We start from the raw sequence: 18,878 nt of genomic DNA on the forward strand, positions 1-18,878 counted from the left end.
GGCTAAATTATGGAGCGTTTTTTAATCTACAAGGGGCTCCAGCAGCCCTTGAGCTACAAGGGACTTAAAGGAAAATACATTGGTTGGGGGATTGGCTCCCTGGCTTCAGGGATATTTACCGGAGGGTTGTTTGGAGCGATCTTCAACATGTACCTGGGCGTTTTTTTAAGCCTGGCGTTAGGGGGTGGAATGTTCTGGTATACCTTATACCGGCAAAAGAAAGGACTGCATGATAAAAGACGGGAAACTGGAGTTTTTGTTCATCAAAACAAGATCAGGTTATGAAAAGGAAGGTTTTCGAATTACCCTACATTGGTTATAGCAGTAATGCCGGGATTGACCTGCTTTACACGGCGGCGGGAGATTTCTCGGTGATCATGCAAATTGAAAATCCGGTCACTTTGCTTTGTGCTGATGAGCGGGGGTATTTAAATTACCATGAGCTGCTTTTAAAGGTGATTAAGATCATGGGAGAGGGGCATGTGCTACAAAAGCAGGATGTGTTTATCAAGCGAAACTATAAGCCTGCGGAAAGCAAAGAATATCTTCAGCAGTCTTACGACGCTCATTTTTCAGGCCGGAGATATCATGAGATTAAAACCTACCTTGTTTTAACCAGGCAGGTTGACCGCGGCAGATTTTATGTCTTTGATGCCAAATCTCTAAATGCCTTTTCCAGGACGGTCTTTAAAATCCTGGATTTACTGAACGATTCGGGACTTCACCCAACTTTACTGAGTAAAGCCGAGATGGACCGCTATATCGGACAGTGTTTGGCGATGGATTTCTCCTTCAGGCAGGTGGCCAGAGAAAATATCTCCGTGAGAGATAACCAGCTTGATATCGGAAAACAATCTGTTCGCTGCCTATCCCTGATCGATTGTGACCGGATGGATTTGCCCGGTTCCATGGCTGCCTATCAGCTCAAAAATGACGGAAAAGGTATGCGTGACTTTGCAATGGATAACCTTGCTTTCCTTCATCAGACCCCTGGTTATGATTGCATGATTTATAACCAGGTGATTTCTATTCCCTCTCAGCGTTCAGTCATCTCCTCATTAACATTAAAGCAAAAACGTCATTCCGGGATTCCCGATCCGGCAAACAGGCTATGCATGGAAGATATTTCATCACTGCTGGCTGAGGTGGCAAGGGATAATCAGCTGTTGATTCATGCACACTTCAACATCATGCTCTGCGCGAAAGCGGATAAAATCGATGAGGTCTCCAACTTTATTGAATCTGCTCTATTTTCTATCGGCATCATCCCTTCTAAAAATGCCTACAACCAGCTGGAGCTTTTCAGGGCTTCTTTGCCTGCGAATGCAACCATGCTGAAAGGCTATGATCTGGTGCTGCTGCCGAGCCAGGCAGCGTTATGCCTGATGTTCAAAGAGCAGCTGCAGCAAAATGAAAAATCGGATTTTTTGGTCCGCTTCACTGACCGGATGGGCATTCCGATCGCGATAGATCCGGCAGATCTGCCAATGGAATCGGGAAGAATTTCCAACCGGTCCAAATTCGTGCTTGGCGGGTCGGGATCCGGAAAATCCTTTTTTATGAACAGCCTGGTAGAACAATATCTGCTGTATAACATGGATGTGGTCATCGTAGATACCGGGCATTCTTACAGCGGGCTCTGCGCTTATTACCAGGGAACGTACCTCACTTATTCTGAGCAGAAGCCCATTACCATGAATCCTTTTGCATTCAGTATCGATGAATACAATATTGAGAAGCGCGATTTTTTAAAAACGCTCGTGTTTTTATTACTTAAAGGGCCTCAGGGCGAGGTTTCTACGGTGGAAGATACCGTAATCTCCGGCGTCATCGCTTCGTTTTATAGCGATCATTTTGCCGGTAATAATGATTCTGCGCAGCTGAACTTTGATGTGTTTTATCACTATTCAGTTGCCCGCATCGAAAGCATCTGTCAGGAAGATCACATCTCTTTTGATTACGTCTCCTACCGCTTTGTGCTTAAAAAGTTTTGTCTTGGGCAAGAATTCGGGGAACTCCTTAATTTATCCACTGATGCATCTTTACTCGAAGAAAAACTCGTGGTTTTTGAAATCGATTCCATCCGGGAGCACAGAGTCCTTTTTCCAATAGTCACCATGATTATCATGGATGTCTTTCTTCAAAAAATGCGGCTTCGCCACCACCAGCGTAAAGCATTGATTTTAGAAGAGGCCTGGAAAGCGATCGCCTCAGAGCTCATGGCCTCCTACCTGGTGTACATGTATAAAACAGTCAGAAAGTTCTATGGAGAGGCGATTGTAGTGACCCAGGAACTGGAAGATATTATCTCGAGTAAAACCGTAAAAAACAGCATCATTGCCAATTCCGACACCGTGTGTCTTTTAGATCAGGGCAAATTCAGGGATGATTATGAAAAGGTTGCCTCACTGCTTTCGCTTAGCGAGGGAGAACAGAAAAAAATCTTTACCATCAATCAGCTTGACAATAAAAAAGGGCGCAGTAAATTCAAGGAAGTCTATATAAAAAGGGGCAACTCAGGGGAGGTATATGGCGTAGAGGTTTCTTTAAAACAGTACATGACTTTTTCTACCGAAAAACCTGAAAAGCGGGCACTGGAACGATACCTCAGCCTGCATGGGGAATACAGAAAAGCCCTGGATGCCTTTATCTCAGATTTCCAGGCCGCTAATCTTTCTTTAAGCGAATTCATCAAAAAAGTTAACCTAAACCAGTAGACATGAAAACAATATTCTTTTTTCTGCTTATGATCCTGGGATCAGTAAAGCTACAGGCGCAGATTTATATAGACCCTACTACCTCAGCTGCGATGGCCACCCAATCGGTGATGATCAATAGCCAGCTGAGCTCTTCTGGTGAAAAACTTACCCTCTTACAACGCGCACAACTTGCAGTAAGCGCTGAGCTGGGCATTGCCAATGATCTGCAAAGCCGGATCTTTCGCGGCTTAAGTGAAGTTTCTTCCGCGGTGAGTTCGCTTCTTGCCGTAGCAGACATTTATGATATCACCCAAGATATTATCCGCGATGGTCAGAAAGCGGTTGCGGTTGCGGGTAAAAACCCTGCCCTCTTGCTCTTTGCCCAAAGCGGGGCAGAAGAATTTCACGCCAGGGCATTGCGTTTATCTGCCCAGGTGAGCAGTTTTGTGCTGCACGGATCTAGAGATAACCTGATGGATTCCGGCGAGCGCGCCAAGCTTCTTGGAAAAATTGTCACTGAGCTATCTATTATCAGGGGAGTGGTTTATGGAATCTACCGGGTGATGTATTGGGCCTCGATACGCGGATTTTGGAATTCAATCAATCCTTATGCAGGCTTTATCAATTTAGATAAACGCATTGCAGATGAGGTGTTGGCGAAAAGTAAACTTTTGAAAAGATGAGAATGGTATTTATCTCGCTACTGGTGCTGATTTGGACCGGCAGCCTGGCGCAGATCAATGTCGCTTTACTCCATCAGCTCGTCGATAACAGCCGCTCTGAGCATTCCAGGCAAACCGAGCTAAGAGGCAAACAGGCCATATCCTCCGCCACTGAAGAGATCAATAGGTCGCAGGCGAGTCAGCTCAAAACAACTTACCGCGATATCCAGAAAAAGTTTTCCGCCGTCGGCATGGCCATAGAGGGTGTACAGATTGGAATGGAAGCCATTCCGCTGGTGGATAAAATTAGCGCCGATCAGCAGAAACTGATGCAACTCTTACGCGCCTCACCTGGCTTATCACTGCTGGCGATAAGTAGCGAAATTGATTTTGCTTACCGCTCGCAAATGCTGCTGCGATACCTTTATGGACTGATTTTAAGCGCAGGAGAATTAAACGCCATGTCCCGGTCAGACCGTCAAATGCTCACCAGCTTTGTCATCAGTGAACTTCATTCCATTTCGCTAAATCTCTCTGGCTTAGTCAATGCCCTGACGGCTGCCAAAAGAAAAATCAAGCCTGCTGCGAAACTCTTTTCTGATACCGGCACGCGGGATAAGCAGCTGGCATCAAGTATTCTATCCAGACTCAAACAGATCAGCAAAAAATGAAAAAGTGGATATTGCTACTCTTAGCTGCAGGGCTCTTTGGGTCTTCCAGCGCGCAGATGATTGTTTTTGATCGTGATCACTTTCTAACTGTAAATGAGAATGGGATGGTCAGGATTTCTGCTGAAATGGCCACACATAATTATTACGATACCATTCATGAGCGGCTTTCTGATATTAAAATCAATATCGGGGCCCTGGTGCTGACCGAGGAGCTCATCTACCGCTCACTTACCCAGGTAGATCAGGGAATGAAAAGTATCCTTGCGGTTAAAGAAATTTCCACACTCATCGCGGAGATTTTTTCAGAAACCAATCAGATGATCGCCTTTGCATCAAAACATCCTCATCTTCTTCTTTTTGCAGAGCAGGTATCAAGCCAGCTTCGCCAGCGGGGTGCAGCGCTGGTTGAAAACGTATCCTCAGTAGTGCTTTCCGAGAAAAGTGACCTGCTGCTAAATTTTGAAAAACGCGACGCGCTGCTTAAAAAGATTTCTTTAGAATTAAGGGTGATCAGGGCCCTGGTTTATTCGATGCGAAAAAGTATGTACTGGGCCTCAAAACGCTCACTATTTTCCCAGCTCAACCCATTCAGAAATTTCATCAACATTGACAGACAACTGGTTTTAAAAATCATTAACAACTATAAAACGCTAAAAAAATGAAAGCTTTAACTTTTTTATTTTGCCTGGCCTGGCTACCCCTGGCCCTGAGCGCTCAGGTGGCCATCCATGATCAGGCCATCATCAATCAGCAGGAACGTATGGTGTTTAAATCCTGGGACGCTGATAAATTTACACCAAAACCCGGATTTTTAGGACTCAATCCCATGTACTGGATGACCTGGGGACTCCATCCCAATTATCCTGATACTGACCTTCGCCCCCTGAGCCCCACCGGGCCGCAAACGCTCCGGCTTGGACTGATTGCAGCAATGAGATCTTCAGCAGATGCCTATAAGCTTCATGCCGATACGATCCGCAATACAGCGCTATCAAGCTATGCCGCTTATTCTGCCGCGCTATCCAGTGCTGATCCTTTATGGCAGATTTATTACCGTTCAGCGCTATCCCCACTGGATGATTTACCGAAAATCCCTTTAGGTTCATTGACATCCGCGCAAAGAAAATATTTAAGCGAAACAGGCATGATTTCCTGGTATACCCAGCAGCATCAGGCCTTAGCCGAGCGACTTCACCTGGCCAGGACAACCCATATGGAAAGAGGATCAAGAATTCTTTTATACCACAGGTTACTTCTAGAATACCGCAAATTGCAGGCTGCATGGGAAGATAAAATTCGGAGAAGCAAAACTTACCTGCGTCTTTCTTTACAAAGAGAAAAGATCAAGGAAAGGTCCAAGGGCTTTAAAGATCAGAGTTTAAATGATATAGAGATCGCAGATAAAGTACTCAAAAACTCAAAGTTATGAACACCGGATATTTTGTATTTTCTTCACTCGCTAAAGTAAATGCTTTGGCGGCTGATGTGCCAGACTCATTTAAAGAAACCTTCAATTTTCTCCAGGGGAACGGCGTGTATGAAGAGGGAATGATGCATTTTTTAAAAACCATGAAGCAGACCATATGGAGTCATTATGATGTGTTTTTAGCAGACGCGCAGGCGCTGAGCGCGATATTTATGCTCATTTTTTTCGCTGCGAGAAGTTACGGGATGATTTCCGGGGATAAGCGGCTGGAAATTATGCCCCTGCTGCGCCCATTCGGGCTGGTCATGGTAATTCTCTGGTGGCCAGCTTTTACAAAAGTGCTTGCCTATCCGGGGGAACTGATCGAAAACAGAACCGAAGAACTTTTTGACGGAAGCCAGACGCACATCAATGACCTGCGCATGCAAAGGGCAAAGCTAATGGTCGATGTTGCCGATGAACTCTTTAAGCTTCAGGCGAGCACCGAAGTGGCCAAAACCGAGGCGGATACCTGGTATGAAAATGCCTGGGAATCAGTAAAAAGTTCAGTTAAAGAAGGTTTTGCTGAAGTCTGGAACCCGGTCGTAGAGATGCGGAACCGGCTTCAGATTAGTCTTCAGCTTCTGGCCAGTTCGCTACTGGAAACCCTTGCTATCTGGGTGCTGCGAATTAGTGTATATGTGATTTTTATTGTACAGATTATCTTTTCCACCATCTTAATTATCCTGGGACCCTTCTCTGTAGCGGCCAGCATTTTGCCCTGGTATCAAAGATCTTTTACCGAATGGATTGCCCGGTTTATATCGGTAAGTTTATATTCAGGTATTGCATATCTTGTGATGTATGTAGCCTCACTCTTTCAGCAGTATGCGCTGGAAGCGGAGATTTCCAGATACACCGAGCTGCTCAGCGGGGATGGAGAAAGTATTGAAAAATTAAGCTGGTTTGCCGCAAACGGGGTACTCTCTTTCGGGGTTGTCATCATAACCTTTATTATCGGCGCACTCACCATGTTTACCGTTCCGAGCATATCCACCTGGATTGTAAGTACTTCGGGCGTAAGTTCCGCAGCGAGCGCAATGGGAAGCGGGGCATCCAGAATGAGTCACATGGCTACGGCCGCAATCTCGGGAGGATAGCCAAGATGATCGTCAAAAACATTGAGGCCAAGGTACGCCTGGCTACATTTTTATCTGCTATGAGCTTTGTTTTAGCTTTAGCCATCTCTTTGGCAGTTTCCTATTTTGCTTACCGGCAGGTTTCTGATTCCAGAAAATCCATTTATGTGCTTCAGGATGGCGTCAATCCCATGCTGGCGAAAAGAACTGATATTGAACTCAACAGGGGCGCGGAGTACAGGGCGCATATCGCCAGATTTCATACCCTTTTTTTCTCGCTCATTCCTGATGAGCGCTTTATCGAGTCTCAGATGCGTGAGGCGATGTACCTGATTGATGAAAGCGGTGCCCAGCAGTATAATAACTTAAAAGAGCGGAATTTTTTCAGTGCCGTGCTTTCTTCTTCTGCAGTACTCACCATCCGTATGGATTCGATTTCTCTAGATGAAAAGCGGGGTTACTTCCGGTATTACGCCACTCAGCGGATTGACCGGAAAAGTGCAGTGACCCTCAGATCGCTCATCACCGAGGGACGCCTTCGCGACCTGCCTGCACGCTCAGAACATAATCCCCATGCAGTATTGATCACCGCCTGGAAAACCCTTGAAAACCAGGACCGTTCTACGGTTGAAAAAAATCCACTTTAATCCGATAAGCAATGAACAAACCAAAAATTTCTCTGGCTGCTGCCCGGACGGGCTTTGCCATGTTTTTTTTCCGGGCAATCTCCTTTCTGAAATCACATAGTGAATCCCACCCCAAGGTTTTTTTCTCGGCAATGGTGCTCACAATGGCCTTCTCGGCGCTAGTGAGCTTCACTGTACTTCGCCAGCCGCCTTCTGCTAAACCAATGATTAATATGGCTGAAACTGCGCCCGGGCTTAAACTGCCGGCGGGTCCTGAAGCATTGCTTGAAGTAGTGGCCTTGCAGGCAGAACTTAAAACCTTTTTAGATAAAAAAACACCAGATGCTCAAGATAGCTCAAGGATGGAGGAAATCTTGGACAGAATTCAGCAACTCCATTCAAAATTAAAACGGCCATGAATAAAATAGACTTTAAAAAGCCACGCTACGTCATCCCTTTGATATGTCTTCCATTCATCCTGCTTTTGTTTTATGTCTATCAGCGTAGCAGGTCAATTAATAAAGATCCCCGCACGCCCGAGGCTGAATTGCAGACCGGCATTTCCGGGGTATCAGCGGAGGTCCGCGGTAAGGGAATTGAAGATAAGCTTGAAGCCTTTAAGCGCCGATATAAAAAAGGAGATGGATATACCGCCCTGGAAACCATTGATCTTGAAAAGAGTGATGAGGAAAAGATGACATCTGCTTATAACAACAGGGAAAAAAGAATGCTTGATTCCATTAGCGCCGCCCTGAAATCCCGCAGAGATGTTTCTCTGGCACAGGGGTCCAATCTGGTTGCAACCAGGTCAATCTATCCAGATAGAGGTTCCAAGATTCAAAACAAAAGCGCCACTCAAAAAGAACTTGAGGAAATATTATCGGCTTATCAGCGGTCAGTAAATAAAGAACCCACCAGGCCCGCTGATCCCATGACGCTATTCCGCGCGCAGATGGCCATTGTAGATAGCATGAACAAGGCCTCACTGGCGCCAATAAAATCAACTGAAAAATTAAAGACGCAAATAATCAATGTCCAGTTAAAAGAAGATCCTCCGCCATTACAGGCCAGAAAGCAGCAATACCGGCCTGCAGATTCCCTGACGGTGCTTGCAAGTAGGGAATCTCCAGAGCTGATGCAGGCAATGATTGATCAATCGCTGACAGGATTCAATGGCTCACGCGTTGGCATCAGATTGCTAGACGATATCCGCATCGGGGAGCAATTAGTTAAAAAAGGCACTTTGGTTTATGCGCTCATTACCGGGTTTTCTGCTCAAAGGGTACTGATGAGTATATCTTCAATTGCCAATCAGGGTGTTATCTTCCCGGTGAAGCTGGAGATTTATGATCTGGATGGGATTAAGGGTATCTATGTACCGGCCTCAGCTTACCGTGAATTTAGCCGGGAGCTTGCATCTAGCTCGGTTTCAGGAATCACGATGCAAGCATCCACTGATCAAAACCAGCAGCTCATGAGTCTACTCGGGCGGATGTTTCAGTCGACTACCGGAGCGGTGAATAGAATGATACGTTCCAACAAAGCAAAGATACGCTATCCTTCAATGATCTATCTGATAGATGCGTCAACCACTACTAAAAAATAAACCGCTGTTATGAAAAATTTAAGCGCCAACATCATCGTTTTTTTTGCAATCTGCAGCTGGATTTTTTCCGCTCATGCATCCGCAAATCCATTGCCTGTTATTTACATCAGCACTACAAGTGCTGTCCATTTACGCTCACCAGAGCCCATCAGTTATGTCGATTTACCCACTGGCAAAATTTCCGGAGACCTGCCACTGAAAAATCTGCTTCGCCTTCGGATTTTGCGTCAGGATTCTTCTGTTAGCTATCCCCGTGAACTGGGTATTCTAACTGTTACCGGAGAACAGTTTCTGGCCCAGTATCGCATCATTCTGGTCTCACCACAAGCAGCGCAGGCGAATAGCGAAATAGAAATACTGCCCCAACATATGCTTCCGCTTGTGCCTGCTGCATCATCATTGTCTACGCCCCAGATCCGGACAAAGGCCATCGAGGTGATATCCAGTAAGCCGATAAGGTCGCTGGCTAAAGCTAGCAACCAGGGCATCAGCCTCAGCGTGCATCAGATATTAAGCTGCGGGGAGCTGATTTTTTTAGATCTTGGCTTTGAAAATGCTACGGCACTGGAATATCAGATTGATCGGATAAGCTTTAGTATCAGCGATAAAAAAATCCTTAAGGCCACCAATTTTCAGCAGTTCCCCCTGAAAATAAAACAAGCCTTGCATCCCCTGGATAAATTTTCCAAGCAGGGGAGAAACATTTATGTCCTTGATAAAGCTACATTTTCTTCGGATAAAAAACTGGTCATTGAGCTAAGTGAAAAACAGCCCTCATCCAGACTGGTCAGCTTATCATTAAATTATCGCGACATCCTCTCTGCAGATAGCTTTTAGGATTTTTAGCCTGTTTAAAGCGTCAGAAAATTCACTGCTTTCCAGCCATCCAAAGCTTGATCACGCGAGAGTGAATTGCATCATCAAACCTTAATTCATTATGGAAGAACGCAGCGAGCTGATCGGGCTACACCGGTTTATGCAGTTTACCATTTATTTTTTTGTATTCCTGGATCTGCTGTATTTTATCATCATTCCAGCCATTCCCGGGATTCATCTCCAATCGATGCAGGCGCTGGTGAATCTGCACCAGGTGATGAGCAGGGTTCAGATTTATGAACATCCTTTATACAGCAGGATTTTTATCATGCTGCTAGTGATGCTGGTAGCTATTGGAACAAGGAGTAAAAAGCAAAGGACGCTTTCCCCAAAACGGCATATCCTTCTTCCGCTATTTATTAGCCTTGTGCTGCTCTTTGCAGGTATTCTGGTTTATTCGCTGGAAGTTTCATGGCGTAATTTCTCACCAATGGTTTTTCAGGCAATATACGGTATGCTGCTTTTAAGCGGAACAATTGTTCTGCACATCGCGATGGATAACATTTCCAAAATCATTTCTTCCAAACTGGGCAAAGATAAGTGGAATGTGGAAGGAGAATCTTTTATGCAGGAGACCAGGCCAAGCGAGATCGCGCATGCGGTGAGTATCCCTATGCTGTTTTACTATGAAAAAAAAGTCAGAAAAGGATTTATCAATATTGAAAATATATTCCGGGGAACCTTGCTCATTGGTACGCCTGGTTCTGGGAAATCTTTTGGCGTAGTGATTCCCTTTATCCGGCAGCTGATCGATAAGGGATACACGATGTGTCTTTATGATTTTAAGTTTCCCGATCTGGCTTCGCTGGCTTACCGCCGCTACTTATCAGCACAAAAGGCTTCGCCATCCGGACGCAAGTTTAACGTTGTGAACTTAAACCAAGTTGAGATGAGCAGAAGGGTAAATGTTTTCCGGCGTGATTATATTGCCACCCTGGCAGATGCTGCCGAAACGGCTGAAGCGCTGGTAGAAGCGCTTAAAAAAGGAGATAAGTCAGGAGGAAGTGACCAATTTTTTACCCAAAGTGCTATAAATTTTTTAGCCGCCTGCATTTATTTTTTTGCCCGCTATGAATCAGGCCGCTATTCCTCGCTTCCTCATGTGCTCGCCTTTTTAAACCGGTCTTATCAGGAAATTTTCGACTGCTTGGTAAGTAATATAGAGCTGGCCTCACTATTATCACCATTCATGAGCGCTTACCACGCCAAGGCATTCGATCAATTGGAAGGGCAGGTGGGCACTTTGAAAATATTTATTTCCCGGCTCGCCACCCTGGAAACATTCTGGGTATTCTCGGGCGATGATTTTTCGCTCAAGATCAGCGATCAGAATTCACCATCGATACTGGTGTTAGCAAATGATCCCTCTACGCAGAATATCAATTCCGTCTGTTATTCAGTAGTGCTTAACCGGCTGACCAGACTCATCAATTCCAAAGGCAATCTGCCAAGTGCGTTGATACTGGATGAGCTTCCGACGATTTTTGTACACCGCATTGAAAACCTGATCGCCACTGCACGGTCTAATAAAGTGGCCGTACTGATGGGTTTGCAGGAACTTCCGCAGTTCCATCAGCATTACGGGAAAGAGGTCGCCAATACTATCTGTTCGGTCGTAGGAAATGTGCTTTCAGGATCTGTCAGGAGCAAAGAAACACTGGACTGGCTGGAAAAGCTTTTTGGCAAGATCAAACAGGAATCTGAAAGTCTCTCCATTGACCGTTCAAAAACTTCGCTTTCTTTATCTGAACGCCTGGAATACCTCATCCCATCAGGTAAAATTGCCTCACTTGGAACTGGAGAGATGGTAGGGATGCTGGCCAGAGAAGCCGATCATGCATATAAAGGTAGTTTTTCTCCTTCAGTGGTCAATTGCAAAATAAATTTAGACCTAAAAGCAATCGCTCAGGAAGAATCCCAGCCAATAGAACTTCCAAGGTATTATGATTTCAAAGGCAATAAACAGAAAGTTCTCACAGAGAATTTTGCAAGAATCAATAAAGAAGTGGACGGCGTGGTTTTGCGTTGCCTGAGAACAAACAGCTAAGTCCAAACTTTTAAACCGAAATTTTTATGGAAAATTTTAATGGAACTATCGCATTGGTAAGCGAAATAAATGGTGGCGTAGTTAAACAGATGCAGATCGGCATCATATCCGCAATTGACCCGCTGCTTGGCAAAGTAGATATTACCTTTGCCAGTCTGCAAAAAGAGCAGTTTGCCCTTCATCAGGTCCATGTGCTTAAAGACAGGCATTCGCTGTATCAGCTGCTGATGTCGGCTTCGGGCAGTATACCTTTAGGAGATTTCAAAACCCTTTTCAAAGTAAATATGCTTCAGGATCGGGGAGACCCTTCCGCTTTGCTGGATGCCTTTCAGCTTTTAAAGTTCTCCCCATCTGCCACAGCACTGGCTACTGATCCGCTTGGTGAGCGTTTGCATGTGGCTGAAATCCCGCAGCAGGCCAATCTTCATCATCCTAAGCGATGAGAATGCTTGCTTCCGTCTTTCCACTATCTGTGCTGTTAATTTCGCTATGCTGCACTTGCCCGCTGAAAGCCCAGGTAAGTTGGCCGTTGAACAGATTTATTCCAACCAGCGCCTTTGGCTTGAGAATACATCCCATTACTAAAATATGGCAGTTTCATTCCGGAACAGACCTGCGCGCTCACTATGAGCCGGTGATGTCGGTAATGGCCGGCATGGTGAGTGATAGCGGAGAGAACAGCATTCTTGGAAAATATGTAAAAATTAACCATAGAGGAATAGAAAGCATTTATGCTCACCTCTCCAAAGTTTTTGTCATCCCCTCTGAGCAGGTGCACAGTGGGCAGGTACTAGGCATCTCAGGAAACTCCGGCAGATCCACTGCGCCTCATTTGCATCTATCTATTAAAGTGGCCGGAAAATTCATTGACCCTGTGCGAACCCTTGAAATTCTGAAAACTACAAACCAAAACAATCTTATGGAAAACCTAGCGCCCATTCAAAATGATGAGCTGCCTTTAGCTGTGCTGCTTTCATTGCTTAACCATCACAGTTCGATTTCTTTATCTCCGCTCCAGGCAAAACAGTATGGGGTAGAAGTGGCAGATCAGTTACCAACAGAAGAGGAGGCGAATGATGGAAAATAAATCACGCCCCTTGCATGAACAGGTTGCATCAACACTCATTGAGCAATTGAAGAAAGGGACTGCCCCGTGGCAGAAACCATGGAATACAGAGGGAATGCCCATTCAGATGCTGCCTTACAATGCGCAAAGTGGTAACAGGTATAAAGGGATTAATGCCATGAATTTGCTGCTCTCGGGCTACGAGGACCCCAGGTGGCTCACCTTTAAGCAGGCTGAATCCATGGGCGCCAAAATCCTTAAAGGCGAAAAAGGAACCATGATTCAGTTCGTCAAAACCCATGAGCAAAAAACGATGCGGGATGAAAAGGGTAGCATGGTCTTTGATGAGCTGGGGAATCCAGTAAAGCAAAGACTTCCGCTATCCCGGCCTATAGTTTCATCGGCCTGGGTTTTCAATGCCCAGCAAATATCAGGACTTGAAGCCATAGTAAAAACGGGCCCCAAAGAAATTTCATGGGATCCCATGGAACGCGCAGAAGCGCTGATAAAAAACAGCAGTGCAGAAATCAATCATCGCTACATTGATTCCGCTTATTATGACGTGAGATACGATGCAATTACTTTGCCTGAGCGGTCCCAGTTTGCAGCGGCTGATCTGTATTATGCCACCGCCCTGCATGAGCTGGCGCATTGGACAGGACATCCCTCCAGGTTAGACCGGGCAAGTTTACTTCATAATGGTATGATTGAGTACAGCAAGGAGGAGCTTAGGGCAGAAATTGCCTCGATGCTAATTGGATCTGAACTTCGAATCGGACATGACCCCGGACAACATGCGGCATATGTAGAAAGTTGGGTTTCAGTACTCGAGGATACCCCATTTGAAATTCATGCTGCGGCGGCTGATGCGGAAAAGATCTTTGAATATTTATTAGCCATCGAGCGAAAACAAAGTATTGAGCTTGATCCCACAATGCTGGCTTCAGCAACGGAGACTCCAAGACCTTTTCTTTCAACGGGCGATGAGATCCTATATAAGGACCAGATTTATAGGGTCGAGGGGCATTTGAAACAGGGGCGGCTTCGCATGGAGCAACTGCCTTCTGGCATACAGTTTACCCTTTCTAGTGCAGACCCGCTATATGGTGAGTTGCTGGAGAAAAAAATCGCTCAGCATCCATTGATTTCCCTTGAGCAGATTTCAGCCGAAACATTAAAAAATAATTTACCATCATCAACCAAAAAAAGATAAGACTATGAAAACACCATTTGATGTGAAGGAGCTTCCGCTTTCCAAGCTTGAAGCGTTAGGTATTTATCATGATCAACAGTTGCTGCTTTCTCCCTCGCAGGTCCAGGCCCTCCTTGCTGGAAGACGAACGGATCTGATCTCCCTGCATGAAATCAAAGGGGCAGATTTTCTTATTGAGCGGTTAGATGCCAGGCTTTCCCTGCGCAGGCAGGATTCTGGCGAAGTTGAACTATTCATTCACCCCATTTATAAACAGCCGCGCGTTCATCCTTTGCTTAATCACCAGGAAACCCAGGAGCTGATCAGCGGCAAGCGAAGTTTCATAGGGAAAGCTGTTGAGCAGGAAGAGGGCAGGTCAACCATGGTGAACATTGAATACGATCCGTTAACTAAAGACTTTGTCAGTTATGATGTGTCCAAAGTCCAGGCCCCTGACCGGGTAAATGGCATGCTGCTATCTGAGGAAGAAAAATCCACTTTTCGCAGAGGAGAAGTATTGGAACTTGAAGACGGGACCCGTTTAAGGCATCGCGCTATAGCGCTTAATGGGATCTTATCTGACCGCAAAGCGCTGGTGCTTTCGGTGCTACTTGACGGCGGTATCAGCTATCTGCTTCTTCGGGGCATTGCTGCGCTGCAAGAGAACGCCCAGCAGCTCGATCACCGAACGCCAGCGTTTAATCAGGCGCTTTCAGAAATGGAGGGCGCAAGAAAGTTGCGGCACCGGACCGAAGATATCCCTGCCCGGCAGACAGAACCTGCGATGAGAAAAATATCAAGGTGATTTAGTTCAGTTTAATTACCAGTTCACTTAAAACAGAAAACACATGGATCAGAATAACTTAGCATATTTGCAAAAATCACTCGCCTATTTAGGCTTTGGGACACGCTTAAATTCGGTATTGGAGGATGCGATTTACAAAGGATCCCGCTCATTCTCTATCGGTATCAATCAACGCTATATCCCGGCAGAATTTCGCTCAGACCCTTCAAAAGGAGTTGACAACATGCACTTTGAAATTCGCTTCAGCCGCTCAGCAACCAGTGAGGTCTATTTTTTAAATGCAGTTGAGGCCAAACTGCAACGCTATAATTCCACTGAACCGGTAAATAAACGATTCGACATCGTACAGGATCATAGAATGACCGCCCTTCAGTGTTATAAGCTGATGTGCGGGCTTTCTTTGCAAAAGGACATTTTTGTCAAGGATTTGGATAACCTAGAAAAAGATAGCCGGAAAAGAGTGACCGTCTGGTTCAAGCTCGATCTTGGAGTAACCGATAAAAATGGCGAGCATCCTTTAAAATGGTTTTTTCCTGAATATGGCTTTAACCTTCAGCAAACCATTGAAAAATATCCGTTTATGGATTTTCAGGACGAGGAGAAAAAAATGGCGAGCATTAAGGCACTCAGTTACGGCAATTTAATTTCTCTATCTATGGAGCTTGATGGAAAGAAGATTCCTGTCTATGTTTCAGCAAACCCGGAGCTTAAACGCCTGGACGTCTTCGATACTGAAATGGTTCCCCTGACCAGGCAGCAACTGTTTCCAGATTTTTCAGAAATGCAAAATTCCAATAACCAATCTTTGGCAGTTCCATCCACCCAGACGCCGGATATCATTACGGAAGTTAATGAACGCACAAATTCTGTTAATTTTAAAAGATAACATTTGTCTTAAAATCAGGGCTGTATGATTGATGTCTAGGTAACGATTGCTCTCTAGACCGTGAGGAAATACAAAATCGCTCTTTAGGTTTGACAAAGTTTATATTAACCATGCTTTCTGCCCATCAATTTAGTTTTATCTGTTTGAAAAGGAATGTGATTCGTTTAGAATGCTTTTCAGTGAGTCTGTAAAAGGAGAAAGCCCCATATTTCTAAGGGGCTATATTTTATGTTCTATTGACATCCGTCTTTAAAACTAAACCAAACAAACTAAATACTCAGACAATCTATTCCGAGAATTGTTTTTAAACGTTTTTTATTCTTGAGGTCCAAGTGATTTTTGCGCAATATAAAAGAGTTTGCTGGCCTGATGCCGCCGAAAAAGCTCAATATTGCTTTAAGGAACACTTCAAGACTCACATTTTAATGCCCTTTGCCCCATTATTCCAATCTAATTTTTTGCACAACTGTTAAACTTAACGATCAATTATAACAGAGTCATGCTGTTTTCAGTAGTAGCGGTTACAGGTTTTCAGACTAATTTCATCATCAGCATGGCGATGGTAAAACAAAATATCTTATTGATTTTCAAAGTATTCTGAAAAATATTCATTGTCCATGCAACACTTTCAATTTTTTTGCATCTAGTATATAACAAATCGCATATAGCCGATCAGACAAAACTATTTTATGAGCAGGTACTTATTAACGCTATGCATTGTCTTTCAATGCATTCTCATCTCAAATCAGGCTACGGCCCAGCAAAACAAATTTCAGCTTTCAGGAACACTTATAGATAGTGTTTCGGGAAAACCAGGGGAATTTTTTACCATTGCGCTTAGCAAGGATTCAACCGTGATCAAAAGCGCTGTTTCCAATGAACATGGGAAATTTTCTTTTTCCGGAATTGTGGAAGGAAACTACAAAGTTATTATTGGCGCCTTGGGATATAAATCGAAAACTATTCTGGTGAAGCTCAGCCGTGATACGGATCTGAATAAAATCCTAGTGGTTTCATCAGGTAATGAACTTGGAGAAGTTGCTGTCGCAGCCAGCAGGCCGCTGATTAAACAGGAGCCGGACAGAATCGTTTATGATATTCAGGCAGATGCAGAAAGTAAGGTGCTTTCTGTGATGGATATGATGCGAAAAGTTCCCCTATTATCAGTTGATGCGGATGACAACGTCAAACTCAAAGGAACTGGTAATTACCGTATTTTAATTAATGGAAAGCCTTCAGGAATTCTGACACGAGATCCAAAAGAATATTTAAAAAGTATGCCTGCAGCCGGTGTGCAAAAAATCGAAGTCATTACCACACCACCATCGAAGTATGAGAGCGAAGGATTATCAGGAATAATTAACATCATCACTTCCAGAAAGATGGACAATGGCTACAACGGAAACTTAAATGCCCGTTACCAATCTCCAGGTGGACCCAGCGGAAACCTGAACTTTACCATTAAACAAGGCAACTTTGGTGCAAACTTTTATGCAGGGACCGGCGTTTGGCAGGTAGATGGCGTAAAAATCACCGATGCAAGAAACAGCCGCGGCGTAGCGATTCCATCAAGCCTGAATTCACTAGGTTTTCAGCAAACCGATAATAAATGGGCCTGGGGGGGAGGAGAGTTAAGTTATGAGATCGACTCATTGAACCTGATAACAGTAGAAATTAATCCCTACGCCGGTTATAACCAGCAAAACCTGAATCAGCATTTTGATTTGCGGGATGGCTCGGTATTATCTTCCTATGATCTCGACGGAAAAACCCGTTATGAATGGGGAGGAACAGATTATACTTTCAATTATCAAAAAGGCTTCAAGGATAAAAAAGAGCACCTGTTGACTTTTTCTTATAAGTTTTTCGACAGTTCAGAGCCGCAAACCAACGATGTAATGTTTAACAACCGGTTAAATTTTACAGGTGTGAATTACAGACAAGATAATGTGAGCAGCTCGAAGGAACAAACGGCCCAGATTGATTACGTAAACCCCTGGAAGAAATTAACATTGGAAGCCGGAGTAAAGGCAATATTAAGGCGGGGTGATAGTGATTTCCAATACCTTGGTTTTAATTCAGCTCAAAATAGCTACATCATAGATCCGGCTCAGAGTAATGTTTATGGAAATGATCAGAATATATTTGGTGTTTACAATACCTATACGCTCAAACTTAAAGACTGGACTTTCAAAGCAGGCGCCCGCCTGGAAGGAACTTATGTTACAGGTAATTTCGAAACTACCAGCACAAGTGTAAAAACATATTATTTTAACCTGATCCCTTCGGTATCTTTCAACCGGACTTTAAAAAACAGTCAGAGTTTAAGCCTTGGTTTTACCCAGAGAATTCAGCGACCAGGGATATGGAACCTGAACCCCTTTGTAGATAAATCGAGACCTAATTTTGAATATTTCGGGAATCCTGATTTAGATGCGACGTTAAGTAACAATTTCGAACTGACCTACAGTAACTTTAAAAAAGGATCGTTAAACTTAAGCTTAAGCTATAATTTCGCTAACAATACCCAGCAGGAGGTTTCGACCTATTTTCCTGCAGAAAACCTGACCCGTGTTACTTCATTTAATATTGGTAAAACCCGATTATTAGGTACCAACGCCAATTTTAATTATCCTTTAACGGCAAAATGGAATCTGAACGTTAGTGCCAATATAAATTACATTTGGCTGGAAGGTATGATTAATGGAGTGCTGGCACAAAACAGTGGCCTAACCGGGTACTCTAGTTTTACCACCAGTTATAAATTTGAGAAAACCTGGAAAACAAGTGTGTCTTTTAATTATGGAGCACCAGATGTAATGTTGCAAGGGCAATCTAACAATTATTATTACCTGGGATTTAGTGGCAGCAAGGATATTATTAAAGATAAACTAACTGTATCTGCCATGGTGGCGAACCCTTTTCAAAAAAACCGGGAGTACAGGAGTTTTACAGAAGGCGTGAACTTCACGCAGGAGCGCATTCGCGAAAACCCATTCAGACGGGTAAGCTGCTCACTAAACTGGAAATTTGGAAAACTTAAAGGATCAATTAAGAAGAGTGAGCGCAGTATCAATAACGATGATACAAAAAAATCGTCTAATTAATGCTTGTTAACTTAAAGCATTATTCGGTTTAAAAAAAAGTTGTACTTCATTCAATCAGAGCTTTTATCATCATTTGGCATAAAAAAAAGCA

18 protein-coding genes are annotated in these 18,878 nt (G+C 44.2%); all 18 read left to right on the forward strand.

Features of this window, described 5'->3' with window-relative positions; translation table 11 throughout:
• The first annotated feature begins 9 nt into the window (after positions 1–9).
• The 18 genes from EA772_RS10805 to EA772_RS10890 all read left to right on the forward strand — a co-directional run bounded on the left by EA772_RS10805 (position 10) and on the right by EA772_RS10890 (position 18,787).
• Positions 10–285, forward strand: a complete 276-nt coding sequence (locus tag EA772_RS10805) for a hypothetical protein (protein ID WP_210405092.1) — start codon at positions 10–12, stop codon at positions 283–285.
• Positions 282–2,717, forward strand: a complete 2,436-nt coding sequence (locus EA772_RS10810; RefSeq protein WP_124913116.1) for a TraG family conjugative transposon ATPase — start codon at positions 282–284, stop codon at positions 2,715–2,717. The genes EA772_RS10805 and EA772_RS10810 overlap by 4 nt, the downstream gene beginning before the upstream one ends.
• Positions 2,718–2,719: 2 nt before the next feature.
• Entirely contained in the window at positions 2,720–3,382 is a 663-nt protein-coding gene (locus tag EA772_RS10815) for a hypothetical protein (RefSeq protein WP_124913118.1), read from the forward strand.
• Positions 3,379–4,032: a hypothetical protein gene (locus tag EA772_RS10820; RefSeq protein WP_168187520.1), complete on the forward strand. Its 654-nt coding sequence runs from the start codon at positions 3,379–3,381 to the stop codon at positions 4,030–4,032. Before EA772_RS10815 ends, EA772_RS10820 begins: the two co-directional genes overlap by 4 nt.
• Positions 4,029–4,694, forward strand: a complete 666-nt coding sequence (locus tag EA772_RS10825) for a hypothetical protein (RefSeq protein ID WP_124913122.1) — start codon at positions 4,029–4,031, stop codon at positions 4,692–4,694. The genes EA772_RS10820 and EA772_RS10825 overlap by 4 nt, the downstream gene beginning before the upstream one ends.
• Positions 4,691–5,461 (forward strand): hypothetical protein, encoded by a 771-nt coding sequence (locus EA772_RS10830; RefSeq protein WP_124913124.1) that lies wholly within the window; start codon positions 4,691–4,693, stop codon positions 5,459–5,461. The genes EA772_RS10825 and EA772_RS10830 overlap by 4 nt, the downstream gene beginning before the upstream one ends.
• Positions 5,458–6,597 (forward strand): plasmid transfer protein, encoded by a 1,140-nt coding sequence (locus EA772_RS10835; RefSeq protein WP_124913126.1) that lies wholly within the window; start codon positions 5,458–5,460, stop codon positions 6,595–6,597. Before EA772_RS10830 ends, EA772_RS10835 begins: the two co-directional genes overlap by 4 nt.
• A 5-nt stretch (positions 6,598–6,602) precedes the next feature.
• The gene (traK, locus tag EA772_RS10840) at positions 6,603–7,223 is read left to right on the forward strand and encodes a conjugative transposon protein TraK (protein WP_010603440.1); all 621 of its coding nucleotides are present in this window, start codon (positions 6,603–6,605) and stop codon (positions 7,221–7,223) included.
• Positions 7,224–7,234: 11 nt separating this feature from the next.
• Entirely contained in the window at positions 7,235–7,621 is a 387-nt protein-coding gene (locus EA772_RS10845; protein ID WP_124913128.1) for a hypothetical protein, read from the forward strand.
• Positions 7,618–8,808 carry a conjugative transposon protein TraM gene (gene traM / locus EA772_RS10850; RefSeq protein WP_124913130.1) on the forward strand — a complete coding sequence of 397 codons (1,191 nt, stop codon included), beginning with the start codon at positions 7,618–7,620 and terminating at the stop codon, positions 8,806–8,808. Before EA772_RS10845 ends, traM begins: the two co-directional genes overlap by 4 nt.
• 9 nt (positions 8,809–8,817) lie before the next feature.
• On the forward strand, positions 8,818–9,645 hold the full coding sequence (locus tag EA772_RS10855) for a DUF4138 domain-containing protein (protein ID WP_124913132.1): 828 nt from the start codon (positions 8,818–8,820) through the stop codon (positions 9,643–9,645).
• A gap of 100 nt (positions 9,646–9,745) precedes the next feature.
• Positions 9,746–11,731 (forward strand): type IV secretory system conjugative DNA transfer family protein, encoded by a 1,986-nt coding sequence (locus EA772_RS10860; protein WP_124913134.1) that lies wholly within the window; start codon positions 9,746–9,748, stop codon positions 11,729–11,731.
• A gap of 26 nt (positions 11,732–11,757) precedes the next feature.
• Complete coding sequence (locus EA772_RS10865) at positions 11,758–12,174, forward strand: hypothetical protein (protein WP_124913136.1); 417 nt, start codon at positions 11,758–11,760, stop codon at positions 12,172–12,174.
• A 2-nt stretch (positions 12,175–12,176) separates the two neighbouring features.
• A complete protein-coding gene (locus EA772_RS10870) occupies positions 12,177–12,818 on the forward strand; it encodes a M23 family metallopeptidase (RefSeq protein WP_168187521.1) in 642 nt (213 codons plus the stop codon).
• A complete protein-coding gene (locus tag EA772_RS10875) occupies positions 12,805–14,010 on the forward strand; it encodes an ArdC family protein (protein ID WP_246834089.1) in 1,206 nt (401 codons plus the stop codon). Before EA772_RS10870 ends, EA772_RS10875 begins: the two co-directional genes overlap by 14 nt.
• Positions 14,011–14,014: 4 nt before the next feature.
• Positions 14,015–14,794 (forward strand): DUF4099 domain-containing protein, encoded by a 780-nt coding sequence (locus EA772_RS10880; protein ID WP_124913140.1) that lies wholly within the window; start codon positions 14,015–14,017, stop codon positions 14,792–14,794.
• 67 nt (positions 14,795–14,861) lie between these two features.
• Positions 14,862–15,680: a hypothetical protein gene (locus EA772_RS10885; RefSeq protein WP_124913142.1), complete on the forward strand. Its 819-nt coding sequence runs from the start codon at positions 14,862–14,864 to the stop codon at positions 15,678–15,680.
• A gap of 689 nt (positions 15,681–16,369) precedes the next feature.
• Entirely contained in the window at positions 16,370–18,787 is a 2,418-nt protein-coding gene (locus EA772_RS10890; RefSeq protein ID WP_124913144.1) for an outer membrane beta-barrel family protein, read from the forward strand.
• Positions 18,788–18,878 lie beyond the last annotated feature (91 nt).

Origin of the sequence: Pedobacter sp. G11 (assembly GCF_003860265.1) — a bacterium.
Lineage (GTDB): Bacteria > Bacteroidota > Bacteroidia > Sphingobacteriales > Sphingobacteriaceae > Pedobacter > Pedobacter agri.